This window comes from Paenibacillus sp. JT22N1 (assembly GCF_059692155.1).
On record NZ_JCAUAW010000025.1, the window covers coordinates 43,176 to 68,944 of the forward strand.

At 41.9% G+C, this 25,769-nt stretch carries 26 protein-coding genes; 18 read left to right on the forward strand and 8 right to left on the reverse strand.

The annotated features are described in order from the left end of the window. Positions 1 to 146: 146 nt before the first annotated feature. Entirely contained in the window at positions 147 to 1,007 is an 861-nt protein-coding gene (locus tag AC58UU_RS33510) for an alpha/beta hydrolase (protein WP_497321856.1), read from the reverse strand. 236 nt (positions 1,008 to 1,243) lie between these two features. Between AC58UU_RS33510 and AC58UU_RS33515 the strand changes: the two genes are divergently transcribed. Beyond that, positions 1,244 to 2,020 carry a Cof-type HAD-IIB family hydrolase gene (locus tag AC58UU_RS33515; protein ID WP_497321857.1) on the forward strand — a complete coding sequence of 259 codons (777 nt, stop codon included), beginning with the start codon at positions 1,244 to 1,246 and terminating at the stop codon, positions 2,018 to 2,020. A gap of 172 nt (positions 2,021 to 2,192) precedes the next feature. Here AC58UU_RS33515 and AC58UU_RS33520 read toward each other — a convergent pair whose 3' ends face one another. Beyond that, positions 2,193 to 2,711: an MFS transporter gene (locus tag AC58UU_RS33520; protein ID WP_497321858.1), complete on the reverse strand. Its 519-nt coding sequence runs from the start codon at positions 2,709 to 2,711 to the stop codon at positions 2,193 to 2,195. 156 nt (positions 2,712 to 2,867) lie between these two features. Here AC58UU_RS33520 and AC58UU_RS33525 point away from each other — a divergent pair, with 156 nt between their 5' ends. Next, positions 2,868 to 3,485 (forward strand): uridine kinase family protein, encoded by a 618-nt coding sequence (locus AC58UU_RS33525; RefSeq protein ID WP_497321859.1) that lies wholly within the window; start codon positions 2,868 to 2,870, stop codon positions 3,483 to 3,485. Between the two features lie 301 nt (positions 3,486 to 3,786). Here the strand turns inward: AC58UU_RS33525 and AC58UU_RS33530 are convergent, their stop codons facing one another. Continuing rightward, on the reverse strand, positions 3,787 to 4,227 hold the full coding sequence (locus AC58UU_RS33530) for an SRPBCC family protein (RefSeq protein WP_497321860.1): 441 nt from the start codon (positions 4,225 to 4,227) through the stop codon (positions 3,787 to 3,789). Between the two features lie 111 nt (positions 4,228 to 4,338). On the opposite strand from AC58UU_RS33530, the gene AC58UU_RS33535 reads away from it, so the two are divergent. From AC58UU_RS33535 to AC58UU_RS33560, 6 genes are all read left to right on the forward strand, one after another. Next, a complete protein-coding gene (locus AC58UU_RS33535; protein ID WP_497321861.1) occupies positions 4,339 to 4,527 on the forward strand; it encodes a hypothetical protein in 189 nt (62 codons plus the stop codon). A gap of 646 nt (positions 4,528 to 5,173) precedes the next feature. Continuing rightward, entirely contained in the window at positions 5,174 to 7,792 is a 2,619-nt protein-coding gene (gene ppsA, locus AC58UU_RS33540; RefSeq protein ID WP_497321862.1) for a phosphoenolpyruvate synthase, read from the forward strand. A gap of 360 nt (positions 7,793 to 8,152) precedes the next feature. Then, positions 8,153 to 9,712 (forward strand): spore germination protein, encoded by a 1,560-nt coding sequence (locus AC58UU_RS33545; protein WP_497321863.1) that lies wholly within the window; start codon positions 8,153 to 8,155, stop codon positions 9,710 to 9,712. Then, the gene (locus AC58UU_RS33550; protein ID WP_497321864.1) at positions 9,712 to 10,911 is read left to right on the forward strand and encodes a Ger(x)C family spore germination protein; all 1,200 of its coding nucleotides are present in this window, start codon (positions 9,712 to 9,714) and stop codon (positions 10,909 to 10,911) included. Before AC58UU_RS33545 ends, AC58UU_RS33550 begins: the two co-directional genes overlap by 1 nt. After that, the gene (locus AC58UU_RS33555) at positions 10,908 to 11,120 is read left to right on the forward strand and encodes a hypothetical protein (protein WP_497321865.1); all 213 of its coding nucleotides are present in this window, start codon (positions 10,908 to 10,910) and stop codon (positions 11,118 to 11,120) included. The genes AC58UU_RS33550 and AC58UU_RS33555 overlap by 4 nt, the downstream gene beginning before the upstream one ends. Before the next feature lie 23 nt (positions 11,121 to 11,143). Further along, entirely contained in the window at positions 11,144 to 12,238 is a 1,095-nt protein-coding gene (locus tag AC58UU_RS33560; RefSeq protein ID WP_497321866.1) for a GerAB/ArcD/ProY family transporter, read from the forward strand. A gap of 282 nt (positions 12,239 to 12,520) precedes the next feature. On the opposite strand, the gene AC58UU_RS33565 is transcribed toward AC58UU_RS33560, so the two are convergent. Next, positions 12,521 to 13,102: a CGNR zinc finger domain-containing protein gene (locus AC58UU_RS33565; RefSeq protein ID WP_497321867.1), complete on the reverse strand. Its 582-nt coding sequence runs from the start codon at positions 13,100 to 13,102 to the stop codon at positions 12,521 to 12,523. A 666-nt stretch (positions 13,103 to 13,768) separates the two neighbouring features. On the opposite strand from AC58UU_RS33565, the gene AC58UU_RS33570 reads away from it, so the two are divergent. From AC58UU_RS33570 to AC58UU_RS33585, 4 genes are all read left to right on the forward strand, one after another. Then, positions 13,769 to 14,965 carry an epoxide hydrolase family protein gene (locus tag AC58UU_RS33570; protein ID WP_497321868.1) on the forward strand — a complete coding sequence of 399 codons (1,197 nt, stop codon included), beginning with the start codon at positions 13,769 to 13,771 and terminating at the stop codon, positions 14,963 to 14,965. Between the two features lie 483 nt (positions 14,966 to 15,448). Beyond that, complete coding sequence (msrA, locus tag AC58UU_RS33575) at positions 15,449 to 16,459, forward strand: peptide-methionine (S)-S-oxide reductase MsrA (RefSeq protein ID WP_497321869.1); 1,011 nt, start codon at positions 15,449 to 15,451, stop codon at positions 16,457 to 16,459. A 7-nt stretch (positions 16,460 to 16,466) separates the two neighbouring features. Further along, complete coding sequence (msrB, locus tag AC58UU_RS33580; RefSeq protein WP_497321870.1) at positions 16,467 to 16,925, forward strand: peptide-methionine (R)-S-oxide reductase MsrB; 459 nt, start codon at positions 16,467 to 16,469, stop codon at positions 16,923 to 16,925. Positions 16,926 to 17,071: 146 nt separating this feature from the next. Next, the gene (locus tag AC58UU_RS33585) at positions 17,072 to 17,773 is read left to right on the forward strand and encodes a cupin domain-containing protein (RefSeq protein ID WP_497321871.1); all 702 of its coding nucleotides are present in this window, start codon (positions 17,072 to 17,074) and stop codon (positions 17,771 to 17,773) included. Positions 17,774 to 17,907: 134 nt separating this feature from the next. Here AC58UU_RS33585 and AC58UU_RS33590 read toward each other — a convergent pair whose 3' ends face one another. The 4 genes from AC58UU_RS33590 to trxB form a co-directional block, all read right to left on the reverse strand. Continuing rightward, positions 17,908 to 18,387 carry a DinB family protein gene (locus AC58UU_RS33590; RefSeq protein WP_497321872.1) on the reverse strand — a complete coding sequence of 160 codons (480 nt, stop codon included), beginning with the start codon at positions 18,385 to 18,387 and terminating at the stop codon, positions 17,908 to 17,910. An 81-nt stretch (positions 18,388 to 18,468) separates the two neighbouring features. Further along, positions 18,469 to 19,017 (reverse strand): pyridoxamine 5'-phosphate oxidase family protein, encoded by a 549-nt coding sequence (locus AC58UU_RS33595; RefSeq protein WP_497321899.1) that lies wholly within the window; start codon positions 19,015 to 19,017, stop codon positions 18,469 to 18,471. Positions 19,018 to 19,060: 43 nt separating this feature from the next. Continuing rightward, positions 19,061 to 19,378 carry a thioredoxin family protein gene (locus tag AC58UU_RS33600; RefSeq protein WP_497321873.1) on the reverse strand — a complete coding sequence of 106 codons (318 nt, stop codon included), beginning with the start codon at positions 19,376 to 19,378 and terminating at the stop codon, positions 19,061 to 19,063. Positions 19,379 to 19,414: 36 nt separating this feature from the next. Then, on the reverse strand, positions 19,415 to 20,344 hold the full coding sequence (gene trxB / locus AC58UU_RS33605) for a thioredoxin-disulfide reductase (protein ID WP_497321874.1): 930 nt from the start codon (positions 20,342 to 20,344) through the stop codon (positions 19,415 to 19,417). Between the two features lie 408 nt (positions 20,345 to 20,752). Between trxB and AC58UU_RS33610 the strand changes: the two genes are divergently transcribed. From AC58UU_RS33610 to AC58UU_RS33635, 6 genes are all read left to right on the forward strand, one after another. Continuing rightward, on the forward strand, positions 20,753 to 20,902 hold the full coding sequence (locus AC58UU_RS33610; protein WP_497321875.1) for a hypothetical protein: 150 nt from the start codon (positions 20,753 to 20,755) through the stop codon (positions 20,900 to 20,902). After that, positions 20,899 to 21,114, forward strand: a complete 216-nt coding sequence (locus tag AC58UU_RS33615; protein WP_497321876.1) for a hypothetical protein — start codon at positions 20,899 to 20,901, stop codon at positions 21,112 to 21,114. Before AC58UU_RS33610 ends, AC58UU_RS33615 begins: the two co-directional genes overlap by 4 nt. Positions 21,115 to 22,085: 971 nt before the next feature. Then, positions 22,086 to 22,475: a hypothetical protein gene (locus AC58UU_RS33620; protein ID WP_497321877.1), complete on the forward strand. Its 390-nt coding sequence runs from the start codon at positions 22,086 to 22,088 to the stop codon at positions 22,473 to 22,475. A 207-nt stretch (positions 22,476 to 22,682) separates the two neighbouring features. After that, positions 22,683 to 23,357 (forward strand): hypothetical protein, encoded by a 675-nt coding sequence (locus AC58UU_RS33625; RefSeq protein ID WP_497321878.1) that lies wholly within the window; start codon positions 22,683 to 22,685, stop codon positions 23,355 to 23,357. Positions 23,358 to 23,543: 186 nt separating this feature from the next. Next, the gene (locus AC58UU_RS33630) at positions 23,544 to 23,768 is read left to right on the forward strand and encodes a hypothetical protein (RefSeq protein ID WP_497321879.1); all 225 of its coding nucleotides are present in this window, start codon (positions 23,544 to 23,546) and stop codon (positions 23,766 to 23,768) included. A gap of 917 nt (positions 23,769 to 24,685) precedes the next feature. After that, positions 24,686 to 24,844 (forward strand): GNAT family N-acetyltransferase, encoded by a 159-nt coding sequence (locus AC58UU_RS33635; RefSeq protein ID WP_497321880.1) that lies wholly within the window; start codon positions 24,686 to 24,688, stop codon positions 24,842 to 24,844. Positions 24,845 to 25,769 lie beyond the last annotated feature (925 nt).

The following is a 25,769-nucleotide window of genomic DNA, read 5'->3' on the forward strand; positions in this document are numbered from 1 at the left end:
TGGACTACCTATTTCCTATACATGGTAAAATTAAGTTAATTAGAGTACATTGATGCCATCCAGTTGCTGCTGGTGATATCGAGTTCGTAAAAGCATCTTTATCAAAAGGTAGTAACGCTAATTTAATGGTGTTATCTTTCACTAGTTCATTTTGCTTGTCCCCCTCCCCGCATCACTCTGAGCCAGTTCCCCATGATTGAGAGTGCATTCTCTGTTTTTACAATCGAGTCGTGATTTTGATCAGCGATGATGCGGACCTCAGCCTTGCAAAATCTTTCATAAAGTGGTTTATATGCACCAGCGTCGAATACCTCATCTTCAGCCCCAACCATGACGAAAGTCGGTTGGGTCAACTGCGACAAATATTTTTCGTAATTATTCCCCACCATGCGCGACAAGGCGAGCCGATAGCTAAGATTGCAGGATTCAGTCCCATGAAGCTTTTCAATCGATGTGAGTCTGCGGTATACAATAGCGTGGTTATATCGGTGAATGCCAAGAGCATTGAGCAGCATTAACAACAGATATCGTGGGATGCTCACCTTGGATTCGTTACCGGATCCACCTTTTCGATCAAGTGGCGCATTGGGGCTAAGTGCTGGTGAAATGAGTAAATAGGCAAAAATATCCTTATGAATCGGTCGTATTGTTTGTCTGAGTGCGGTTGCACCTCCCGCAGAATGACCACCTACAATGATCTTCGCACCGGGATGACGCTTCTGAACAAAACAGAACAGGTCTTCCATATCATCATCAAGTTGCCCGATGTAGTCAATGTCACCACGTCGGATGGGATGATTTCCATACCCACGTAGATCCGGAAGGTACACGGTGGCGAGTTCAAGTTGAGATACATATTGGCCGAACTCCCTCAAATACAGGCTAGGTTCCGTAATGCCGTGTAGAAAAATAAGCACAACATCGGATGGACCCTCAAAAAAACGGTATGGAAGTTGAGCACCATCACGAGCGGTGTACGTTTCAAAGTCTTCAGGGTAAGTATTCATAAATGATGATCCCTCCGCATTTCTTTTGACCTTTCTCTATATAAATCTTACAAGAGGCAATCGTTAATGGGAAGAGTTATTATCGGAAGGCAATAACTTGGCCCATGGGAGAAAGGGTGGCGACTACGACGGGCAGAAATCTATAGTTTTTAGTCACCTTTCTTCTATGCTAATTAAATTTGATTGGGTAAAATAACCAGTAAGGTTATGTAAACGAGGGAGGCTATTTTCATAATATGTACAAGGTAGTATTTTTTGATGTTGACGGCACCCTATTAAGTGAAATTGATAGAAGCATACCACTATGCACGAAAGAAGCAATTGAAAAGTTGATTGACAGAGGAATAAAAGTCGTAATCGCAACAGGAAGACCGTACAATTTGTGTGAAGAGTTTAAAACTATGGGCATTGATACGTTTATTTCTGCTAACGGTGCGTTTATAAAATGTAATGATAACATTATCCATAAATCAGTGCTTTCACCAGAAACCGTTCAAGATGTCTCGGCTTTTGCTAAGTTGAACGGACATGGCATTTCTTATTTCACCGAGTTTTTTGCAATGAACGGAATGGGTTCTGATGATGAGCGGGTTATGAGGGCATTAAAAGAGACTTTGAGTCTTACACAATATCCCGAAAAAATGAGTTCTCTGTCAGAAGAGGTTTACTGCATATGTCTGTATGCGGATGACAGTGAAACTCAAAAATTCCTAGAAAGATTTCCAAGACTTAGGTTCCAACGTTTTCACGGCTACGTTATGAATGTGCTTGAAGAAACGGAAGTTTCCAAATCAGCTGCGATTAAAAAAGTGCTAGAGTATTTAAACATTAGTAAGTCTGAAGCAATCGCTTTCGGTGACGGTGGAAACGATATTGACATGTTGGAGTATGTTGGATTGGGAATTGCCATGGAAAACGGTGAGGAACGGTTAAAACAAAAAGCAGACTTCGTTACAAAAAAAGCAAGCGAAGGTGGAATATCCCACGCATTAAAGAAATTTGGTGTCATTTAAACTAGAGAATAGTCGTCAATTTACCTCAAGAAACGGAAAACTATAGCTTAACAATCAACAGGACGAGGCTGCAGGCATGAAACGGCTGCCTCGTTGAGGGACGGGCAGTAGAGCGTGGTGGCAAATCCAGCTATTTTGAAGGTAACATTGTAATATTAAACGTGCGTTCAACTTAAAGGCTGCCTATTCGTTTTAACGGAATCCCATAAAAAAACATAGACCGGCTAATTCGTAAACCACGGTAAGGGAGAGAGCACAGTATTCCGATTCCATTGGCGGCTAACCCGATCATTAATAATCGTTGCGGGGCAATCTTTGCAACCAACATGAAGGTTACGATTCCGCCAATAATTTCTCCCACTCCATAAGGAACGGATACCCACTGTAAATGTTGTGCAGAAAGTCCTAGACGTTCCGTAACGAGGAAGTTAGCAAGAGGTGAGATCAGACCTACTCCGAGTCCGACGAAAATGAAGCATAGGCTTAGCCATAAAAGCTCCTTTTTGAGCAGGACATACCGAATACCTTCTGCCATCTCGCGCAATAAAGAGGTCTGAACTGAAGTTTTGTTCATGGACGGATTGAGATCCACTGGAATAAACAACATAGTCATTGCGGATAACAAAAAACATACACTTGTTAGCAATATCGCAAGTTCAATGCCCAATTGCTGATAAATAAATGTTCCCAATACGGGGCAACGGAGAACGATAGTGGAGAAGATTGAGCGTTCGGAAGCTCCTCTTTTTTATTGAAGTAACGTTTAGTTTACTAATGTAGATTCTGTTTACCCATGCGACAGAGTGGATGGAAAATAGATATATGATTAAGCAAGGAAGTGGTAAACGTGGAAGAGAACCATTTATCACATAAATCACAGGAAGCTGTTCAGTCCATTGTTTCTGCTATAAACCAGTGTCTGGTTGGACGAACCAGTCCTTTGGTTGTGTCTTTGGATGGAGGGAGTGGTGCAGGTAAATCTACGTTGGCTATTGAGGTGGCTTCGCACTTGGGTGCAGAAGTCATCCAGTATGATGACTTCTTCGATGCGACTATTACAAACGATGAATGGGACTCCTATACATCGGAGCAAAAGTGTCGTAATTGTATCAACTGGCAGCGTATGCGAAATGAGGCATTGTTACCAATGATTAGAGGTGAAAAAGCACAATATCACCCTTTTTCTTTTTCATCTGGGAATGGTTTGGCATTGTACTTAGTTACGAAAGAGCCCACAGAGGTAATTATTCTCGAGGGAATTTATAGCTCGCTCCCTGAACTATCGGATGTTATTGATCTTACAGTTCTCGTGGATGTATTACCCGAACTTCGCCGTAATAGGCATAATATTAGAGAGGGTACTGACGATGTGGAATGGCATCTTCGATGGGACTCTGCTGAGGATTACTATTTCTCAGTCCTTCGTCCACCAACATCATTCGATTTAATAGTGGTTAACTATTAGTACATATTGCGTTTACGGGAAATTTTAGTTTAGTACAGACAACAAAACATGGTTATTTAAATCTTTACCAGCTTTAGAAAAGGTAATAAATGAGTTTGGATTACCTCAAGAATGGAATCCTCAGGGTAATAATGGACCGGAAAGGTACATAGAAGTACAAGTTTGGGATGATAAACCATTATCCACCTGGTTGCTAAACTAACGATAACGAAAGCTTATCAAAACAACAACGAGGCTGCCGCGAGAATGATCGGTAGCCTCGTTAAGCTATCGGGCATAATAGTTCAAGATCAAGTGTGGGTCAGTTGATTAAAGATTCTCTTTCAGCAATTTTCTTTATACTGTCCAATGTTTCTTCCCAGTTAATATCTGAATGTTCGTACATAGTCCAAGTACAAAAGTTACTGTGTTTTAATTTTAAAATTGTCTTGTTATCTTGGTTTAATAACGTAAACTTGATGATTGAATAGTTTTCAGGGGTGTCATCTGTGCCGGAGAGACCGCTCCAGTAGTCATACGAGAAAACTTTGGGAGCTTCCAACTCCAATAGATGTCCTTTATCTTCGAAAACTTTGCCATCCCAACTGAAGGAAAAGGAAATCGGATGGCTAATCTCCCAATCAGTCTTGATTGTGACACCCAGCCATTGTTTAATAAAATCAGGGTCAGTTAAGACATTCCAAACAGTCTCTGCTACTGCAACAATTTCTCTTTGTTTGTCAATGGATAACATGTTGCTCATAATCTCAAACCTTTCTTTATTAAATTTAATGGTCAATATAATCGTTCCAATATGAAATATTACAACATGAGGAAAGGGAAGTATCGTAAAAATGCGACAGGAGGTAAAATAATGGCGGCTGAAATAAAACCAATCGGCATGTTAAACAATAAATCCGCAGAGACTAAGTTTAAGTTATCCTTATTTCGACCTTCGGAGCATCTTGCTTTTTTTGTGGATATTACTGGATCGTTCAGTGGGATTTACGTGGAGTTTAGGCTGGGGGCTTTTTATCCTTTCATGAACATTAAGGTGTCGTAAATTACGAATGGAACGATGAAACTTACCGCTTTATTTGATATAAATGTACAAGAGCTTGAGGATGCAATTTTATCGCAGGCGGACCGAGAGAAAATGGTCGAGATGGTGGGATTTTTTTAACTTCAAGGCTTCCGGAACGTGATGACAATGTGGAAATAAGTAACCGAATCCACCAAGACATGATGTCAGATCGGAAGCTTTCAAATCCGTTATTGGATTGACTTCGGAAGAATTTTGCAACAGAAGATCATCCAGTGAATAGTTGTCGCTGTTAGAGAGAAAAGTGCCATTCGCTTCACGCGATGGCAGCCTCACTCCACGAACGGGCAGGTTAGCTCAATAAAGAACCCGACGCAACTTCAGGATTTGCTTAGGCATCATAGGACCGCTAGGGAATTATGCAGTGACGGAGTTCGGTTCGAACCATGGTTTTTGATGTGACTAACGATAGCGGGGAATTAAAAAAGAACCTGATAGTGTTATCAGGTTCATTCATATTGCATATATACAGACACGATGATATAATCAGATTGCGACTTTTACAAATAAATTGGACATAATTAATTCATCTTACACTTTAAGTGTACCATGCCGGTAAACTCTTGTCAAATGTTTTTCTCAATTTAATGGTTAGGAGTGATATTGAATGAGTTCATTGGTTCTCGGTTTTCAGGAAATGGAAAAAACGCAGCTTTTGCTCGTTGGCGGAAAAGGGTTGAATTTAGGGGAATTATCAAAAATTGAAGGCATACAAGTACCAGAAGGATTTTGTGTTACAACAGTGGGTTATCAAAATGTCATCGAACAAAACGAAATGTATGATGCGTTGTTGGATCGACTAACCATGTTAAAAGTAGAAGATCGTGATCAAATTGGTGCAATCAGCAGGCAGATTCGACAAATCATTATGGACGTAGAAATTCCTTCCGATGTTGTGCAAGCTGTTACTCACTATCTCTACCAGTTTGGTGATGAACATGCTTATGCGGTGCGTTCCAGTGCGACTGCTGAAGATTTACCACATGCCTCTTTTGCAGGTCAACAAGATACTTATTTAAATATCATCGGCCTCGATGCCATCTTACAGCATATCAGCAAATGTTGGGCCTCCTTATTTACGGATCGCGCGGTCATCTACCGTATGCAAAATGGATTCGACCACAGCCAAATTTATATATCCGTTATTGTTCAAAAGATGGTATTTCCACAGGCTTCAGGGATTTTATTTACCGCTGATCCTATGACTTCCAACCGAAAGTTGCTATCCATCGATGCCAGTTTTGGACTTGGAGAAGCACTGGTTTCTGGCTTGGTATCTGCTGATTCTTATCAAGTACTGGAAGGGGAAATCGTCGATAAACGGATAGCAACCAAAAAATTGGCTATCTATGGACGAAATGAAGGCGGAACAGAGACCAAGCAGATCGATCCTGATCAGCAAAAAACGCAAACACTTACTGAACAACAAATTTTGCAATTGGCGCGAATTGGAAGACAGATCGAAGCTTACTTTGGTTACCCACAAGATATCGAATGGTGTTTGGCCCACGATACTTTTTATATTGTCCAGAGTCGTCCAATCACGACATTATTTCCTATCCCTGAAGCAAACGATCAAGAAAATCACGTTTATATATCTGTGGGTCATCAACAAATGATGACAGACCCCATAAAACCATTGGGATTGTCATTTTACTTGTTAACGACTCCTGCACCTATGCGTAGAGCTGGTGGAAGGTTGTTTGTTGATGTTACACAAATGATGGCTTCGCCTGGCAACAGAGAAATGATCATAAATGCCATGGGAAAATCCGATCCGCTCATGAAAGACGCACTTAAAACCATCGTAGCGCGAGAAGGTTTTATTAAATCGTCACCAGATGATGGCAAACAAATACCTAGTTCCATTAAAAGTAACGAAGAGTTATCGTCTGGGGATTTTAAAGCACGAATCGAAAACGATCCGACAATCGTTTCTGATTTGATTAAGAGGAGTCAAACATCGATAGAAGAGTTAAAACAAAACATTCGAACGAAATCTGGATCAGATGTATTTGATTTTATACTAGAAGATATCCAGCAATTAAAAAAGATTTTATTTGACCCGCAAAGTTCGGCTGTGTTTATGACTGCTATGGATGCTTCATCTTGGATCAATGAAAAAATGAACGAATGGTTAGGTGAAAAAAATGTAGCAGATACGCTTTCTCAATCTGTAGCCAACAATATTACGTCGGAGATGGGTTTAGCGCTATTGGATGTCGCAGATGTGATTCGTCCTTATCCAGAAGTAATTGATTTTTTACAGCATGTAAAAGATGATAACTTTTTGGATGAACTCATTAAGTTGGATGGAGGACAGGAAACGCAAGACGCTATCTATGCTTATCTTGATAAGTACGGAATGCGATGTGCCGGAGAAATCGATATGACGAAAACGCGTTGGATTGAAAAACCACTGACACTTGTCCCAATGATTCTTGGTAATATCAAAAACTTCGAGCCTAATGCCGGCAAACGGAAATTTGAGCAAGGGCGACAGGAAGCTTTAGAAAAAGAACGAGAGTTAGTCGAACGATTGCAACAACTGCCAGATGGTAAACAAAAAGCCAATGAGACAAAACGAGTGATAAGCCTAATTCGGAATTTCATCGGTTATCGGGAATACCCCAAATACGGCATGATTAATCGCTACTTCGTATATAAGCAAGCATTACTGAAAGAAGCGGAACAACTCGTACAAGTGGGCATTATTCATGAAAAAGAAGATGCATACTATCTCAATTTTGAAGAACTTCGCGATGTAGTAAGTACAAATAAGTTGGATTACCAGATCATCAACAAACGAAAAGACGACTACAAATTATATGAAAAACTAACTCCCCCGCGCGTTATTACATCTGATGGTGAAATCATTGCCGGTAAGTACGAAAGAGAAAATCTGCCAGTTGATGCTCTTATAGGCTTACCTGTTTCATCCGGAGTGATTGAGGGGCGTGCACGTGTCATTTTAAACATGGAAGATGCTAATCTAGAAGATGGTGATATATTGGTCACCGCCTTTACTGATCCTGGCTGGACACCATTGTTCGTATCCATTAAAGGATTAGTCACCGAAGTTGGTGGGCTAATGACCCATGGAGCCGTTATCGCGCGTGAATATGGCTTACCAGCAGTTGTTGGTGTGGAAAATGCGACCAAACTGATAAAAGATGGGCAACGAATTCGCGTGCATGGAACAGAAGGGTATATCGAAATATTGTAATGGCTGAATACGTCAAGTAAGAGCCTCTGTCATAATGGACGGCATTAAATGAAACCTGTCACGGATAAAGGGGCGGTTACCCTGTTCGTCCTTTTATCTACCCATCTTAGTCTTTAAGAACTTATTTATTTGATGATCGAAAAAACACATTAATATTTCTATCAATGGCTTGAAATAGCAAAGGAGGGGTAAAATCAGATAGAGAACAGTTTACCCAAATTTATCTTTAAGCAGCAGCATAATGCGAATCAAAAAACTACAACTATAGACATGTGTATAAAATACTATGTAATATTTCGATCGAAAGATATCACGAGGTTTTTACATAAATTAGAAGCGGATTGAACATAACTACATGTAATGTATTCATTGCTTATCGTGGAGGTAGTTACACCTATGTTAAAAGAGTACCAAGATAAAGTGCTAATGAACGAAACGTTAAGCAGTATTCTGACATCCACCTTAGAAGAAAACGAAGCCGTATTTAAAAACATGTTTAATGCATGCTCTGACGTGATATTCCGCTCTTTTCAAATTTGTGGTCAAAAGAACGCTCTTCTCTTATATATAGATGGATTAATCGAAGAAAAACAATTGGACGAATCACTGCTGAAATCGCTTATGTCAGGCAGCTCATCCGGACCGTTGGACGATAAGCAAGATTTTCTTTCTTATCTGCAAAATCAATTGATTGCCATCAGTCAAGTGAAAAGAGCTTCAAATATTCCAAGTATTGTTCAAAATGTGTTGAAAGGCTCTATTGTCATTTTGATCGAGGGTCAAACGGAAGCGCTCGTTCTCAACCTACCAGGCGGGAAAACAAGAGCGGTAGAGCAGTCTTCTTCGGAAGCCACGGTTCGAGGTCCTCGCGATTCGTTCACCGAAAGCATTCGGACCAATACAAGTTTAATCCGTAGAAGAATACGTTCCACTCGACTGAAAATTGAGATGATTACGGTAGGGGAACTAACCCAAACGGATGTGGCTGTCGCCTATATTGAGGATATTGCTAATTCTACTGTCATCCAAGAAATTAAGTCCAGAATTCAGAACATTCTTATCGATGGCGTGCTGGAATCGGGTTATATTGAACAATTTATCGAGGAACGAACATATTCTCCTTTTCCACAATATCTCGTTACGGAACGACCGGATTATGTCGTATCTGCTTTATTAGAAGGAAGAGTGGCGGTCTTGACTGACGGTTCCCCATTCATCATAAGTGGTCCAATGAGTTTCTGGGGATTTCTCCAAGCGGGAGAGGATTATTACGACCGTGTTCTGTTTGCGAACTTGATTCGGTTCATACGGCTCTTCTTAACAATGGTTGCTCTGCTCTTACCCTCCGTATATGTTGCGTTAACCACGTTCCATCAACAAATGATTCCGACAAAACTGATATTAAGCGTTTCTGCCGCCAGGGAAGGTGTCCCCTTTCCTGCATTAGTGGAAGCGCTGATTATGGAAAGCACATTCGAGGGTTTACGTGAAGCAGGAGTTCGTTTGCCTAAGCAAATTGGTCAAGCCGTCAGTATCGTGGGCGGTCTTGTCGTCGGTCAAGCAGCCGTGCAAGCTGGCATTGTTTCGGCCCCGATGGTGATTGTGGTGTCATTAACTGGCATTGCGTCGTTTGTCATACCCCGGTATAACTTTTCGTTCGCTTTTCGGATTCTAAGGTTCCCTATGATCCTGCTTGCTGGCATGTTTGGTCTTTATGGCATTACGGTAGGACTGCTTTGCATATTAATCCACCTGGCCGGCCTCAAGTCGCTCGGAGTTCCCTATTTATTCCCAATGGCACCGGTTAGCTTTCAAGGACTCAAGGATACTATTTTTCGAGCTCCTTTATGGACAATGTATTTTCGGCCGCAACAGGAAGGGAAGCGCCAGACCCGCATACCGAAAGGACAAGAACCGTAATGTGCAAAGGAGAAATCGGGCCCTACAAGAAAGCGCGGACGCTCCTTTTACTTATGTTGGTTCCGCTTTTGAGCGGTTGTTGGGACAGGGTGGAAATGAATGACGTAGCCCTTTTTATGGCATCTGGGCTGGATATAACCGAAGATGGCCGTTTATTTGTTTCGATTCAGGTACCTATCCCCTCTAAAGAGGGGACGTCAGGAACACTTGACAAAACGTATTACGTAATTTCCGCCTCGGGAACAAATATTTACGATGTAGAGAGAAAGTGTCAACTACTGCTTTCGCGAAAGTTTTTTAAAGGACATCGCCGGGTTGTCTTCATCGGAGAAACATTCGCCAAAAAAGGAATAAAAGAAATTTTGGATTACTATTCCAGGGATCCAGCAACCCGACTTCGCACTTACCTTGTTGTGACTAAAGGCAAACAGGCCATAGAACTGTTGAGAACGGATCATCCTTATGAACGTATACCGTCAGAGGAGGTTCGAGAATTGGAGCGTAACGGAGTCGGTACGGCGGTTACGTTCCGGGACTTTTTGATAAACCAGGAGCGAGACGGAATCGTACCCGTATTGGGAGCAGTAGAGATTCAGAAACCCCAAACTTTGGTTGAAAAAAAAGATGAAAAGTCGAAGCTAAACGTATTTCAACTCTCGTCGACAGCGGTGATGAAAAATTACAAATTGGTGGGATACCTGAATGACATTGAAACGAGAAGCCTCATGTGGATTAAAGGTGAATTAAAGCATGAATATCTGGCCGAAAAGATTCCGGAGGCCGGAGGGAGCGTCGGCGTTGTTTTGAAGAAAACGGAGAAGAAAATAAAAACGGTTATAAAAGACGGCAAAGCAAATATTCATATCGAGCTGAGTGGTGATGGCTTGCTTCATGAAAGTAATGTAGAGCTGGATATCAGTCGGCCGGAAAGCGTAGCCATTATTGAACAAGGACTTAGTAAACTGATTACGAAGCAAACTCTTCACAGCATAAGGAAAGCGCAAACGGAATTGAAATCCGACATATTCGGATTCGGACTGTTGGTGCATCAATATCAATATGGGACATGGAAAACTGTGAGGGATGATTGGGATACGATTTTTTCTGAAGCAGACGTTTTCGTAGATACCAAAATCCACCTGCGAAGAGCCGGTATGATTAGTTCTTCTCTAGAAAACAAAGGAGTTCACACCGAATGACGAATATTGTGATGTACTCGTTCTTCGTTGCCTTACTCTTCTGGGTACAACTGAAGCTGATGAAAAAGACGGCGCAAATGAAGGAATATGTTACTGTAGGGCTCATTTTAACACTTTCGACCGTTGTCGGTTTGTGTATGACTATGGGTTTTCAAATCATGAGCCCCTCTATGATTTTGCAAAAATGGCTCTCGATTTTAGTGAAATGACTGATCGGAGAAGGGACTCGTAGATGAAAAGTTCCGGACTAAACGTCCTTATCTCAAATACGGAGCTTTGGGCTCTCATGTTCGTATTTATAGTAGCAAGCTCGATGTCATTACCCATCGGTTACACCACCGGGCATGATTCTTGGATATCCGCCGTCATCGGTAGCATTGCTGGGCTCTGTATTGCTTGGGTGTATGCGACACTTTGCAGAAAATTCCCGCAAAAGTCGGTAATAGGAATTGCCCAGACACTACTTGGCACCTGGATGGGCAAAACGATCGGGATTTTGTATACAGGGTACGGCTTCCAGCTAGGGGCTTACGTTTTGCGCAATTTTGAAGATCTTACAGGAACCGTGTTACTGCCACGAACCCCGAGCGTTCTGATCAGTTTGATCATGATCTCAATTGCCGCTTGGGCCGCGTATCAAGGGATTGAAGTTATTTGTAGATGCGCGCTTATACTAATAATCGTTGTGATATTGCAATCCGTAATATTCATCGCATTGTTGATACCAGATATGAATCCTGGCAATTTATTTCCTGTATTAGAAACAGGTTGGCGTCCAGTGTTCGACGGAGCCGCGCAAATCGCAACTTTCCCTTTGGGAGAGTCGGTGCTATTTATCATGATCATCCCCTTCGTTAACTGCGCCGACAAGGTAAAAAAGACGGTCCTCTCCGTAATCGGATTGTCCGGCTTATGGTTGATCACATCCCATTTCGTCAATATCCTGGTAATGGGCGAACTCGCGAGTAAACAAATTTTTCCCTCATACATGTCCGCGATGTACATCTCTGTAGGGGACATTTTCGAACGCATCGAGCCGATCGTGTTTACCGTTTGGGTTTTTGGTGAATTCATGAAACTGACCGTTTGTCTATTTACTGCCTCTTTAGCCCTAGCGCAGACGATAGGGAGCCGAAATTATCAGATTTACATCGTGCCTCTCGGGTTGGCGCTGTTTGAGCTATCTCTGTTTCTTCATCCTAATCAACTGGACGTGATCGAGTTTCAGAAGCATATTTGGCCATGGCTTTCAGTGCCTTTCCAGCTTGTTATTCCTCTGGTCTTGCTGCTTTGCGCTCAAATAAAAAGGAGAAGTATCCAACTATAACGATGCCTCTGAGATGATGGAAGTCTTTCCATTTATTATGTATTAGTATTTCTACGCGACGTATGAAATCAATGGCTCTTCAATTGCACATACTATTTTAACAACAGAAGAACAATTGAAATACGCGTCCTAACAAAAGAAGCCTTGCAGGGATGATTTCCCAACAAGGCTTCTTTGAAGTATTTTTATAATCATAGGGATTACTTCAATATCATGTTTCTCGAGCAGGAAGACTTTCTGTTCGTTTCGACTTGCTTGTTCCTCGCATTTCTATTAGGGGAATCAGGTTTCGATCGAACCTTGTGTCATGGAGTTGTCGGTTTTGACAGCTTTTTGGCGTGCGCGGAACCGTCGGACCTTCATTAAGTTGCCGCAAACTTTATCGGCGCAGAACCTTTTGGTACGGTTCCGGGTTTCGTCGTAGTAAACTACCCGGCAATCCGGATTGCCGCAAATGCGCAAGCGGGAGGGGTCGCCTTCCGCGAGTAGGTGACCGAAGGAAGCGGCTATCTCCGCTCTGATACGGGACCAGCCAGCTTGTAAGTAAGTGGATTCCAAGCGAAAAACCGAATCCGATTCCGCGATGTGCAGAATCATCGGTCCGCCGGACAGCGCCCGGTTCAGCCCCTCTAGGTCGACAGGGTTCGAGGACTCACTCACCGTCAGTTTTTGGACGATACGAAGTATGTGCCCTCTCAACCGTTTCAGTTGATCCAATTCATCCGCGGACGTAGCGCCCGGAAAGGGGAGGTTGTGAGTGGCCAGTAATTGTTCCAACCATCCCGGCTTGTCCAATCGGTCTTCGGAATGACCGCTGCCTCTCCAGTCGTGATAGTCGCTTTTCAAAAATTCGTCCCATAACATAGCGTCACAACTCCTTTATTTTTATGTGAATATTTCCTATTGTAACACCCAATCCACAACTTAGCTAGTGTCCTGATGGGTATTGTGGATCATGATAAAGTGTCGTTTGTAACCATTTATATATAAATAGAATGTTACTTTAAAGGTAAAAGCCACTTACATCGATAATAACCCTATGGTTTGTATCATAGTCTGCGAGAATTATGGAACCCTAACGAGTCCGATATCAGGCAGCACAGATAAAGCAATTCATACCACAATTGGAGCAATCGCATCGGGAAAAAGATTGACAGAATGATCTATTAACGCATTGCACACAATCGGTTTTGGGAATGCAGGTTGAATCTTCAATAGTGACCACATGAAAATCTGGGAGTAAGGGAAGAATTTTAGTGGACGACTTTCTTAATAGCGATCATGATATGACGGGTGTAACCAATAAAGTAATTTTTAATAGTTACTTGATAAAATGAATCACTTCATGGTATAGTGCAACTTGTAACCAGTTAAACATGATTTGATTGTTACTAAACGATTTCTAAAATCGTATATATTAAGTAAAACTATGCATGATGAATGGACAGCAGCTACTTCCAAAGGAACTCGTACCCGCTTCGGAACACACAAATTAACAAATCCAAACTAATCAAAAGGAGATTCAAAAAAATGACACAAACAACTATCAACAAGAATGCCATTCGATCGTTTCAAGTGAATATTGCAGAAGAGGAACTAACTGAATTGCGCAAGCGCATAAACGCTACAAGATGGCCTGAGAAGGAGACAGTCTCGGATCAATCGCAAGGCGTGCCACTAGCAACGATCCAAAAACTCGCACGTTATTGGGCAAACGAGTACGACTGGCGCAAAATCGAGGCGAAAATGAACGCTGTGCCGCAATTCCTCACTGAGATCGATGGGCTGGACATTCACTTCATTCACGTTCGTTCGAAGCATGAAGATGCTATGCCGATCATTATTACGCACGGATGGCCGGGCTCGATTATCGAGCAAATGAAGCTTATCGAACCGCTTACTAATCCTACGGCGCATGGCGGAAGCGCAGCGGATGCTTTCCATGTCGTTATTCCATCGATGCCTGGCTATGGGTTTTCGGGTAAGCCGACCACAACTGGTTGGGATCCAAAACGCATTGCGCGCGCTTATGGAGAGCTCATGACTCGTCTCGGCTATGAGAAGTATGTAGCGCAGGGCGGCGACTGGGGTGCGGTCGTCGTTGACATGATGGGGGTTCAGGAAACTAAGGGATTGATCGCCATTCACACCAACATGGCTGGCGTGATTCCGGCCGACGCTGATGCGGCGATCTGGTCCGGTAACCCACTGCCATCCGGACTCTCTGACGAAGAGAAGAAAACGTGCGAGCAAGTTGCCGAAAATAAATTCTACTACGCCTTCATCATGGGAGCGCGCCCGCAAACGCTGACCGGACTGGCGGATTCGCCTGTCGGTTTGGCAGCCTTTTTGATTGACCACGACTGGAAGAGCCTTGCCCTGATCGCGAGATCGTTTGACGGAGTTAAAGAAGGCTTAACGCGCGACGACGTTCTCGACAACATCTCACTCTTCTGGTTTACGAACACGGCGCTTTCTGCGGCTCGTCTCTACGCGGAGAACGGTAAAGCTGGAATCTCCTTCTTCGCTGTCAAAGGTGTAAAACTTCCAGTTGCCGTTAGCGTATTCCCGGATGAGCTCTATGAAGCTCCGAAGAGCTGGGCAGAGAAAGCATACCCGAATCTAATCCACTACAACAGACTTCCAAAAGGCGGACACTTTGCGGCCTGGGAACAACCAGAGCTTCTTACTTCTGAACTCCGCGTCGCATTCAAGTCGCTACGCTAATCGCAGTCAGGTGGAATCCAACTTAGATCCTCAGCCAGTTGCTGTGGGTCTCATTTTTTATATCTAAAACGGAGTAAACCAAGTAAGCAATTATTGTTACATACGTATTAAGCATGTTTGAGAATACGCTTGCAAGAATCGGAAGGATAATATAGTGAAATAAATCTGAATTAAAAATGAACAAGAACAAGTAAGAGAGTAATACAGCCCTAATAAAAGTTGGGGCTGTATTTTTATTTTTTGAAAAATAAACTTTTGGAATCGCAGCGTTTCCTTTGGGAAAGACATTGTTATTGTGGAAAGATTTAATTGTACCTCAGCTCTTGTTGTAACTTTCAAAACATCAATAGATAGTTACTTGCAATCTTTTGTAGTTCGTGATAAAGTGAGATATGTAACTACTTAAAAATAAATAGAAGGTTACTAATGTGAGGGGGAGATCCTATGAATCAAGTGATCCATAGGGCAGGGAGGGGTTATAAAATGAGAGATGAATTCGTGTTTCGTGTATTTAACAAACACGTTAATCAATTGATTAATGTGTTCAATCAATGTCCGCCGGAAAAACGAAGAGTCATTCCAGAAGGATTTAAAAACAATATCCATTGGCATCTGGGGCACGTTCTTTTCATAACGCAATTCGATGTATTCGGTCTTTCTGAGCAACCTAATGTCCTTCCGGAAACCTATAAAGCCTTTTTCGCTTACGGTTCGAAACCTACGAAATGGAAAGAAGAACCCCCTGAGTGGGATGTATTGATGGCCAAGCTGATAGAACTCCGCAATTATGTCAACGAGACGTTAAAGGATAGACTGGATGAGCCCGTGAAAGAGAACTCCTTGCAAGCCCAAGATATCGGAGAGCTCATCTACTCGACTTCGTTGCATATGTTCTATCACCAAGGAATTATTTACGGCATGATTAAATCACTGAAATCGAAAGATTCCGAGGTTCAAGATGTTGTGACGACGGTTAATGAAAACTCAACTAGTTCTTCCGATACTGCAATTTTTGCTGGGGGCTGCTTCTGGCACATGGAAGACACTTTCCAGAAGCTTGACGGCGTCTCTAGTGTGTATGCCGGCTATACGGGTGGAAATAAAAAAGATCCGACCTATAAGGAAGTTGTTTCTAATACTACGGACCATCTCGAATCGGTCGAAGTTCATTATAATCCGAATGTGATTACGTATGATGAGTTGCTTCAAGTTTTCTGGCGAAACGTTGATCCAACGAATAGGGGCAGTCATTCCGCCATCTTTTTCACAAGTTCTGAACAACAAGAGTTGGCAGAAGCATCCCGAAAGCAGTTGGAAACATCCAAAGAGTTCCATAAACCGGTTGTAACGAAGATCGCCGCTGCAAAAACGTTTTACAAAGCCGAGGACGAACATCAGGACTATTACGAAAAAGCCCGCTCAACGTTAAGGTACAGGTTGAGTGAGTTCTTTTCCGGTCGCGGTTTTAATTTTGAACACTATTTGGGAGAGTGATCGAGAAATGAAAATTAGCTCAAAGCAAGGCTTTAATGGAGATTTTAACAAAGAAGAAAAATTGAAGACGTTGACTGAACTCCAGTATAACGTAACTCAGCATGGCATTGACGAGCAGCCGTTTGGTAATGAATACTGGGATAACGAAGATGAGGGGATTTACGTAGATATCGTTTCGGGTGAGCCGTTGTTTAGCTCGAAGGACAAATTCGATGCGTGTACAGGGTGGCCTAGTTTTACAAAGCCACTGGAATCAAACAGCGTTGTGCTTAAACGCAAAGATTTTTTGGGGACCGAAGTTAGAAGCCAGAATGCGGATTCCTTCCTAGGCGACGTGTTCAAAGACGGACCTGGACCAACGGGTTTACGATTCTGCGTGAATTCTGCAGCTATGGAATTCATTCCAAAAGCGGATCTTGAAAAAAGAGGTTATGGGGCTTATGCCGCGCAATTTCGCAATGAATAAATGAATAAAGTCGACTTCGCATTCAATTTTGAATGAAAAGTCGACTTTATTTTTCATATAGCCAGTGTCTCCAAATGTCATTCCGTCATTCATTCGCATGCACTTACGATTGGGCGGATTCATAAGATATAGAATCATGCGGGTCAATGACTCGGAAAGCAGGGATTAGTATGGTTGCTTCAAATTTTAACTTCGCCGCGCCGAACGCACAATTTTCGAGTGACATGAACAACAATCTTTACTTCAAGAAAGACCCTCGAAATTATATCAATGTTCTTAATATGAATCAGTTGAACACGCTGGGGAATGCTTCGTTACTGGATGTTTATTTAAGCGCGGGCAATATCATCGAACCACATTATCATCAAAATTGCTCGGAGCTTATTTATTGTGTTTCAGGTGCTGGGTTCGTATCCATAATGAACCCCTTTACGAAAAAGCTAATTCATTTCTCGGCAAAGCCAGGCGTAGTGGTTAACGTGCCTCAAGGCTGGTGGCATTACGACGGTGCAACAGAGGATAATACGCATTTCTTGGCTGTCTTTGATGCACCTGTCGCCGATATTATTTTCGGTTCCGACATCCTAAGATTGACGCCAAGTAATGTGTTTGCCTATACCTACTGCCTGAACGAAACTCAAGTACAAGAGGCGTTGGCACCGCTTCACGATACCGTTATCATCGGTCCTCCTCTAGACTGCAAGCCTGCTCAGATTGGTGGTGCACGAACGGAATCGGCCGTCAATTACTACGGTATGAATGCCGTTGGTTATGTTCAGCACCCATCGTACCCTGCTAGCTCCCCCCAGCATTCACAGACGATTGGCAACGGATGGGAGCATAGGTAACGAATGAAGGATCAATGGAAAACAGATAGAAATAAGGTACAATCGCATCCACTTTGGAAGTGATTGTACCTTTTTCTATTCCGACGAAATTTATTGGGAACCTCTCATAGAGAGGCTATTTTTCGCTTTTGCTATTATTGGGACAATAATCTTTTATAAGTAGAAAGGGTTGCGAAGTGCAAACCTTCATGGTACAGGTTATAGCGGAGCGATTGCTCTGGAGTTACTCGAGCGAGTCCCGTGGATGTATTAATCGCGGCTACATTTTCGTTCAAGCGATCCATCGGATACTGCATGCGAATTCTATCCAGCTGCTCTGTCAGCAGGGTTTTCAGTTCTGGCAATGTTGGATTAGGAAGTGTAGCAGGGTACGTGTCCAACGGCGACTTTCCGGAAACGAACCGATCAGTAAACCCTTCTGGCAGATGAAGCGGGAGCTTCAGTTGCGATAGCGCCAAGTACTCCGTAACGAAATAGATGTGACCAAGGTGCCAACGGATATTATTGCGGAAACCAGCGGGAATGCGATCCGCTTGTTCCTCAGTTAGGCCTTCGAATGCTTTCAGTGTTTCTGTTCTAATATTGATCAATTCTTCGAAAATAATTGTTTTCATCTGTATCGCTCCTCGATTGTTTATGATTTAAATGTTTCTCTATTTTTAATCCTTTACCCGGCATTTCTTTGAAAAGAGGCGTTAAGCCTTGTCGTTCTGCACGCTTCTACCTTCATAGAACATGCGATCGGGGATTTCAGCTTTCTCTTTGGCCGTCAAGGAAGCGGTGCTTAATTTAAAGATTGCGGTTTTACTACCGAGCGGGGAAACGTACCGCTCCAAATGAGTCCGCCCCAGCGGCCGATCATAATAGCCAGGCACATATTTATCCAGCATGACCTGCATAGCGGCAGTCGCTTCGTCTAAATCGGTTACGCGTTCCAAGTTGCCTTCAATGATGACACTCATAAAGGCGGTATCCGTTTTAGCGGGTATCGGACTCGTGATGGTTCCGTAATTTTCGCTAATGGTGAAACAGGCTCTTGGGTTTTGCTCGATATAAGTGATTTTTCTTCCTTCTTCCGCCCCATGAAAATAAATGGCGTTGTTCAGCCAAGAGAAGTTGAGAGGAATGACATAAGGGATATCTTCTGAAGATAGGCCGAGAAATCCAATCTGGGCTTGATTAAGAAAGAGCTGGATTTTGTCGGTATCCGATGAGCTTCGTTTCACATTGCGAAGTGGAAACAACGTATTCATCGCCTTTCGATAGTGGAGTTTGGTAAATTACGAATCAATTGATCGTATCCAAATACTCTCGGATTTGAGCAGGTGTCTTTGCAAATTTGCTGTGCAGATGCGCTAATTTCTCACCATTCTTAAATACTAGCAAGCTCGGAATTCCTCTGACGTCATATTTTTCGCTAAGCTCTTCGAATTGCTCGGAATCAACCGCATAGAATTGCTTATCCGAATGTTCGTTGATAATGTCGCCAATAAATCGCTCTAAATTTTTACAATCATGACACCAAGTAGCATCGAATTTCATAATCGTGTAGCCTTCACCGTTGATTTTCTCTTGAAATTGCTGTTGTGTTTGAATACGTTCCATAGTTATCGATCCTTTCTCTTCTCTATATATTGTGAATTAATGGTTTTCGTTATGCTCCAAAAATTTCTCGACATCGATAGCTGTCATAGCACCGCTACCCGCCGCAGTAATGGCCTGACGATATTTGTTGTCCTGGACATCTCCGCATGCAAACACCCCTGGTATGCTTGTTTCGGAAGTGCCCGGTTTAACCACTAAATAACCGACTTCATCAAGTTCTAGTTGTCCGTTTAGGAATTTCGTATTCGGCTTGTGACCGATTGTGACGAAAATGCCATCCGTCTCGATGATTTCTTCCTCACCTGTCGTATTATTACTTACTTTCAAGCCGTTTACTCCATTGCTGCCTGCCACTACCTCAAGCGGCGTCTTGTTCAAGCTCCACGTAATTTTACTGTTATTGCGAGCACGGTCCTGCATAATTTTTGAAGCTCTAAGCTCCTCGCGGCGATTGACAACACGTACCTCGGAAGCAAATTTCGTAAGGAAATGTGCTTCCTCCATGGCGGAGTCGCCACCCCCTACAACGATGATCTTTTTCCCGCGGAAGAAGAAACCGTCGCAAGTGGCACAGGTGCTCACGCCACGGCCTATATTTTCTTTCTCGCCGGGAATACCCAGATATTTAGCCGATGCACCGGTCGAAAGTACAAGTGTTTGGGTTATAAGTTCTTCTCCGCCTTCAAGCGTCAGTTTAAATGGACGCATGGATAAATCGACGCTGTTAACCCAGCCTGTACGAAATCTCGCGCCAAAGCGCTCTGCTTGCTTTCGCATGTTAGCCATGAGTTCCGGTCCCATAATTCCGTCCGGGAACCCTGGAAAATTTTCAACCTCTGTTGTGGTGGTTAACTGTCCGCCTGGTTCGGGGCCTTCAATGACAAGAGGATCCAGGTTGGCACGTGCTAAATAGATAGCGGCGGTTAATCCTGCAGGTCCTGTTCCTATCACGATTGCGTTATACATAATGTGAATTCCTCCTTCGAATAAATAGGATAATTAAATTAACAGCGAAGTTCTGGATTCACTGTATTTTCCATCCGATATAGTGGGGCCAACGAATTATCCCTTCATTTACGTAACCACTTATTTTCGTTACGGTTGTTACGAGACATACTATATCATGAACCATAACAATTGGCAAGTAACTAGATAAATAATATTTTGGTTGTTACATTGGAAACGCCACACATAAAAGAAAAGGAGTTGAGGCACGATAATATGGGACAATTTTATGAAATGCGATTATCATACCGAAGACCGACTGGCCAAGCTGGGCTGGCTGGATTAATGGCTGACCATTCACAACTTTAATTTTCCGGGCGCGTTCCGTCGGCGGAAGAATTGGTTGAACTGAAACGGTTGAGGGGGCACATGCTTCGTATCGAGCAAAAACTGGAGGCACGTAAGTCAGTGGATCCTGCCGATCTCGAGGGGGAGAACCGTGAGCTGTCGTATGGATCGATGATTCTATTCATCGCGGAATCGGATTTGGGTTATCGCTTGGAATCCACTCCTTTATGAGAGGGATGGTCCGGCATCGGAGCGGAGGTGGCCACCTTCCTTCGGCTGCATGCTCGCGGATGATGGCGATCTCTCCTGCTTGCGCATTTGCGACAATCCGGTTTACCTGGTGGTTATCTACGACGATAAAGTTGCGGCAACTTAATGAAGGTCCGGCGGTTCTAGAAATAAATCGCATTCGAAACCTGGAGAAATCTGCGGTCTACGGCTAGGCACGGAGGCAGGCTAAGCGCAAGATTCCAAAAGAGGAAGAAAAAGATATTGAATTCCACTGGTGGCTAAATATGACCGATAAGATTATTTATGAATGTCCATTCAATTCAGTTAAAAAACGGCGAAAGAAAAAGTGAAATTAAAAATGCGACACGAATGCAAATGGATGCATATTTGTGTCGCATTTATTATGAATGTAAGTTGAGGATTGTATCAAAGATAAAGGATAAAATAATCAACTTCATACCGTCGTTTGATGATGATGACTTCGAGTGGGATTTGTAGGGGTTATCTGTAAGACAACATGTTGTTTGAAAGCGATTGGCCCAAAACTTCGAGTAACACGGTTCTCGAAGTTTTGAATTTTTTCAAACTTATTTTTCAAGGGGGAAATAGAATCAAGTTTCGTGTATAACACTAAATTAAAATTTGGTGACAAGAACATATAAACTTAAGAGGCCGCTTATCTGCGGCTTTTTTCATTTTAACGATATATGTTCTTGTCAAAAGCCAATGACAAGAACATATATCGTTTGCCGATTTAGGACAAGAACATGTATCGTTTCCCGCAATTGGAGATATAATGCTTCAACTTCGTTAACTAATTCTTTAAGAGGAGGATTTGAACTTGATCCGGAGCTATTTCAAAAACTAATTGATGATTTTATAAAACTCACATCAGTAGCAATCCTTAATTCTGATTTAGATTTCACATGTTGAAATTGTAATTAAACGAAAAGCGATTGCAAAATAGAAAGAATGGCCATTAAACGCAATGACCTTATTATTAAAAATGAGGAATTCCATTGAAGATCCAATGTGTATGTGGTAATCAGGTTGTAGATCAGTCCGGTTTTTTAAGAAACAAAGGTCACGTTTTTTTTGATCAAGACTGGTTTGATTTTTTAGAGGCTATTGATAATGCAATTGAAAATCGGGACCTCATAAATTAGATAAAGAGCGAGCTGCAATGAATGTTGGCATAGTAGCAAATAAGTTGAAGAAGTTATTCTATCAATGTTTATCTTGTGGTCGATTATATTGTTACGACAAGAATCAATTAATCGAATTCAATCAAGCTATGCCATTTAGTGGCAATAGTATTCTTTCTTCGTCCTTAGGAAACGCATGGAAGAGACCTTTAATTGGAGATTGGAATGATAATAGAGGTGGTTCGGTTAAGGGATATTTATGGTGTCAGGGTATAACAGAGGATGAAATCAATTACGAAAGCTATCAAGAACTTGAAGAAAAATATTACTCATATTTTGAATATTTAATGAATAATGGTTTATTGCGATCAGCATTATTAAGAAAAAATAACTCAGTAGTTCATTCATGGGATTTAGATGGAGAATAACCCACCTGCCGCTGAACTAACGCAGAACAATAGCTTGATAACAAGATCCAGCAGGCTGCCGGTGATAAAGCCGGTGGCCTATTCCGCTAACAGGTAGCAGGATAGTTTGTTACTTACTTGAACTTTACCAAGCATTCCGAACAGCCATTTAGTAATATAAGCATACAAAGTCAAACGCAAGAAAGTTTGAAGTAAAGGGGGATTAAATTGAATAACGTAGATACTGCGGTTTTAAACAATATTGTTTGGTGTGGGATTGTTTGTGAGTTGCATGGACTTACTCAAACTTCAAGTGAATGTGTATGGGGACTGCTTTCTAAAGCACCTGAATTATACCCCGATATCATTACTTCAAGCAGTTATGCAACGAGTGAAGAAGTAAAAAAATTTATAGGTAATAGAGAAATATTCAGTATAAAAGATAGTTATGCTAATCTTAATATGGTGCCATTTGGTTTTAAAGTATTATTTGAGGCAAAATGGATTTGTCATTCACCGGTTGCTGACGTTGATTACGTTCAAACGGAATGGACCGTTGTTTCGTCAGAAAAAGATTTAGCAAAGTGGACCTTTGCAAGCGGATTGCAAAAAGTGATAAAAGCAAAACTATTAGATCAAAAAGATGTGAAAATCTTTATGCACGAGATAAATGGTGAATTATCAGGATTCATAGCTAACTTGAGTGCTAATGCTGTGGGGATATCCAATGTATTTTCAAACAGTAATAAAATTATTTGGTCAGATATTGTTCGAATTGTTTCTACCTATTTCCCTGGGATACCGATGGTGGGATATGAAAACGGCGAAGATCTAACATCAGCCCTCTTATCAGGATGGACAACGATAGGCCCACTTCGAGTATGGATTAAATCAAATGACTGAATCCATGTGAGTTCAATAAACATATCGTTGAAGGGAATTGAGTTACCATCACATCATGAGGTTGCCACGGGGGTGAGTGGCAGCATAGTTGAATAGCTTACTTCCTCTTGACCCTAACACTGAGGTCAAGGTTTATAATGAGATTATCTCGAGCAGAAATCTACTAGAAAGGAAATATGATACGTTATGGATATTACTCCACAAGAAGAAAACATGATTAAGGCTCTTCGTGAGGCTGCATTACCCCCTTTATTTGTGCTCATACGAATTAGAAATGATATTTCAACTGACTCTGTAAATGTCGAAGAGAGCCGAAGAGATGACGTCGTAAAAACATTAGAAAAATACATTGCCCCACTATGGGAAGACTATCATGAGGGGAAGAATTCACAAGCCAAAGAAAGACCTTAACGAATTAATATTAACTATACAGTGGCTGCAAACCCGCACCACTTAGATTGGATTAACTATTTCTCCTAAAGCTACAGGCAGTATGGAAGATAGTGATAATACTTTGGAGTTGTGAGTATAAAGACGTATCCTAGGGATTTTGTCTGAGTGCCTTCTCTATGATGGTTTTTAATACAATGGGCTGCTTGGTTAAACCACGGGATCATTAAGTTGAGGAGTCAATGTCATCACCCTCTTTTCTTTGTTCAACTAACGAGGAACTATAGCTTATTAATCAAATAAGACGCGGCTACCGGCAAAGATGGAAGCCGCGTTGAGCTATTGGGTATATTCTCTGGGAAGCCTTTTTCGATCAAATGTCGATATATCTTTATCTTAGTAGCGAGCTGATCTGTTACGCTCTGCTTAACAGGGAACGCACGCCATTGATGATTAAGGCTACGGCGAATACAATCACGGCTATGATCCCTACCGCATCAAGGTTCCAGGCTTGGCAGCAATTCCGATACTGAGACGTAAATTAGGCTGAAACCACCAATGACGCCGCCGAGGTAGTTCAGAAACTTAAACATAGATTTTCACCTCCTCTAGCGATAATACTTAGCTTATGCATGAAAGATTGATAGTGTGATAGACAAATGAATGTATAAAGTCGTTGGAATTGGAAAAGTTTTTACAATCCGTAGGACTTTTCGTGCACCAGTATCGGTAGCAGTATCAAAAACTACAGCCGCAAGCGGGGCTCAGAGTATGTAGCTGGCTTTAGTTGCTCTCATTGACGATGAACCAATAGGAGCTGCTTGGTATAGATTATTTGACGAGTCAAATAAAGGATATGGATACGTTGATAATAAAACTCCTGAATTAGGCATTGCAATAATTCCAGATTTTAAAAAAAAGGAATAGGTACGATTCTTATGAAGGAAATCAATCAACAAGCTAGAGACGATGGTTATAAATCACTTTCTTTAAGTGTTGATCCAGATAATCATATAGCGGTTCGGTTATACGAAAAACTCAGATTTGAGTATTTTGGCATGTCGGGAACTTCTTGGATTATGAAGTTAACCCTCTAAGACAAATTGTTGAACTAACGAGGAACTATAGTTGAATGTCGAAATAATTACTCATTACGCTCAACTTCAATTAAATACCGTCTCCATTCAAGGAGTTAAGCAATTTTATTTTGAGCAAATGCACCTCCCAATTATTTTCGAAACTGAAGTTGAAGTATGCTTCATGCCAACAGAGTACTTTAAATTATCTTTTAAAGAATCTCCGGAGCCCATAGCTCCAGCTCATTTACTTTTGAAGTGCCATTTTCTGAATTTGAGAATGTGGTCAATTCTCTCAAGAATATGGGAATTATACTTCTGAGATGGTCTGATGGAAGAATTATTGACGACTTCGAAACGGGTAAAAACGTTTACTTCAGAGATGGGGATGGTAATTTGCTAGAGATTATCACGCATAATTATATAAGAGAAGGAATACTTTCTCCAATTGGGGATTTAAAAATATTGTACCTATTTTCCCGAAACAGTGCCCGCACTTTTGAATTTACCTTATTCGAAATAACAAAATAGGTTTCTCAACTACGGAAACTATTGCTCAATAGACATCAGGGGAAGGCTGCCGACAACATAGAACGGCAGCCTTCTCAGCTAACGGACAGTAATTTGAAATAAATATTTGTGATTGTTTGAAAAAAACGGTGTCAGCATCAGGCTAACACCGATCAAAGGGGGTTGGAGGGATGGATGCGGGATGCTATATATCATCCTATTCATCGTACCCTCAATATTAATATATTCAATGAATGCAGATTGGTAATGGGTATTGCAATGAACAACGTTTAAATAATAAGTTACTTGAAAAAATTGCCCATAAACTGAAAAAAACCTTCCTTATGAAAGGTTCGTTCAACTAATGGAAACGTTAGTATTATGACACCAGGCCGCCGGCAAGAACGGCGGCCTTTTCGGCGAACGGGCAGTATAG

What these genes read in the sequence shown, in the direction of transcription:
- AC58UU_RS33585 (WP_497321871.1), top strand. Translation starts at nt 17,072, where the DNA reads ATGACTCGGAAAGCAGGGATTAGTATGGTTGCTTCAAATTTTAACTTC.
- AC58UU_RS33555 (WP_497321865.1), top strand. Translation starts at nt 10,908, where the DNA reads ATGACGAATATTGTGATGTACTCGTTCTTCGTTGCCTTACTCTTCTGG.
- AC58UU_RS33560 (WP_497321866.1), top strand. Translation starts at nt 11,144, where the DNA reads ATGAAAAGTTCCGGACTAAACGTCCTTATCTCAAATACGGAGCTTTGG.
- AC58UU_RS33570 (WP_497321868.1), top strand. Translation starts at nt 13,769, where the DNA reads ATGACACAAACAACTATCAACAAGAATGCCATTCGATCGTTTCAAGTG.
- AC58UU_RS33515 (WP_497321857.1), top strand. Translation starts at nt 1,244, where the DNA reads ATGTACAAGGTAGTATTTTTTGATGTTGACGGCACCCTATTAAGTGAA.
- AC58UU_RS33630 (WP_497321879.1), top strand. Translation starts at nt 23,544, where the DNA reads ATGGATATTACTCCACAAGAAGAAAACATGATTAAGGCTCTTCGTGAG.
- AC58UU_RS33615 (WP_497321876.1), top strand. Translation starts at nt 20,899, where the DNA reads ATGAGAGGGATGGTCCGGCATCGGAGCGGAGGTGGCCACCTTCCTTCG.
- AC58UU_RS33620 (WP_497321877.1), top strand. Translation starts at nt 22,086, where the DNA reads ATGAATGTTGGCATAGTAGCAAATAAGTTGAAGAAGTTATTCTATCAA.
- AC58UU_RS33510 (WP_497321856.1), bottom strand. Translation starts at nt 1,007, where the DNA reads ATGAATACTTACCCTGAAGACTTTGAAACGTACACCGCTCGTGATGGT.
- AC58UU_RS33545 (WP_497321863.1), top strand. Translation starts at nt 8,153, where the DNA reads ATGTATTCATTGCTTATCGTGGAGGTAGTTACACCTATGTTAAAAGAG.
- trxB (WP_497321874.1), bottom strand. Translation starts at nt 20,344, where the DNA reads ATGTATAACGCAATCGTGATAGGAACAGGACCTGCAGGATTAACCGCC.
- AC58UU_RS33565 (WP_497321867.1), bottom strand. Translation starts at nt 13,102, where the DNA reads ATGTTATGGGACGAATTTTTGAAAAGCGACTATCACGACTGGAGAGGC.
- AC58UU_RS33530 (WP_497321860.1), bottom strand. Translation starts at nt 4,227, where the DNA reads ATGAGCAACATGTTATCCATTGACAAACAAAGAGAAATTGTTGCAGTA.
- AC58UU_RS33535 (WP_497321861.1), top strand. Translation starts at nt 4,339, where the DNA reads ATGGCGGCTGAAATAAAACCAATCGGCATGTTAAACAATAAATCCGCA.
- msrB (WP_497321870.1), top strand. Translation starts at nt 16,467, where the DNA reads ATGAAAATTAGCTCAAAGCAAGGCTTTAATGGAGATTTTAACAAAGAA.
- ppsA (WP_497321862.1), top strand. Translation starts at nt 5,174, where the DNA reads ATGAGTTCATTGGTTCTCGGTTTTCAGGAAATGGAAAAAACGCAGCTT.
- AC58UU_RS33550 (WP_497321864.1), top strand. Translation starts at nt 9,712, where the DNA reads ATGTGCAAAGGAGAAATCGGGCCCTACAAGAAAGCGCGGACGCTCCTT.
- AC58UU_RS33635 (WP_497321880.1), top strand. Translation starts at nt 24,686, where the DNA reads ATGAAGGAAATCAATCAACAAGCTAGAGACGATGGTTATAAATCACTT.
- AC58UU_RS33600 (WP_497321873.1), bottom strand. Translation starts at nt 19,378, where the DNA reads ATGGAACGTATTCAAACACAACAGCAATTTCAAGAGAAAATCAACGGT.
- AC58UU_RS33610 (WP_497321875.1), top strand. Translation starts at nt 20,753, where the DNA reads ATGCTTCGTATCGAGCAAAAACTGGAGGCACGTAAGTCAGTGGATCCT.
- AC58UU_RS33590 (WP_497321872.1), bottom strand. Translation starts at nt 18,387, where the DNA reads ATGAAAACAATTATTTTCGAAGAATTGATCAATATTAGAACAGAAACA.
- msrA (WP_497321869.1), top strand. Translation starts at nt 15,449, where the DNA reads ATGAGAGATGAATTCGTGTTTCGTGTATTTAACAAACACGTTAATCAA.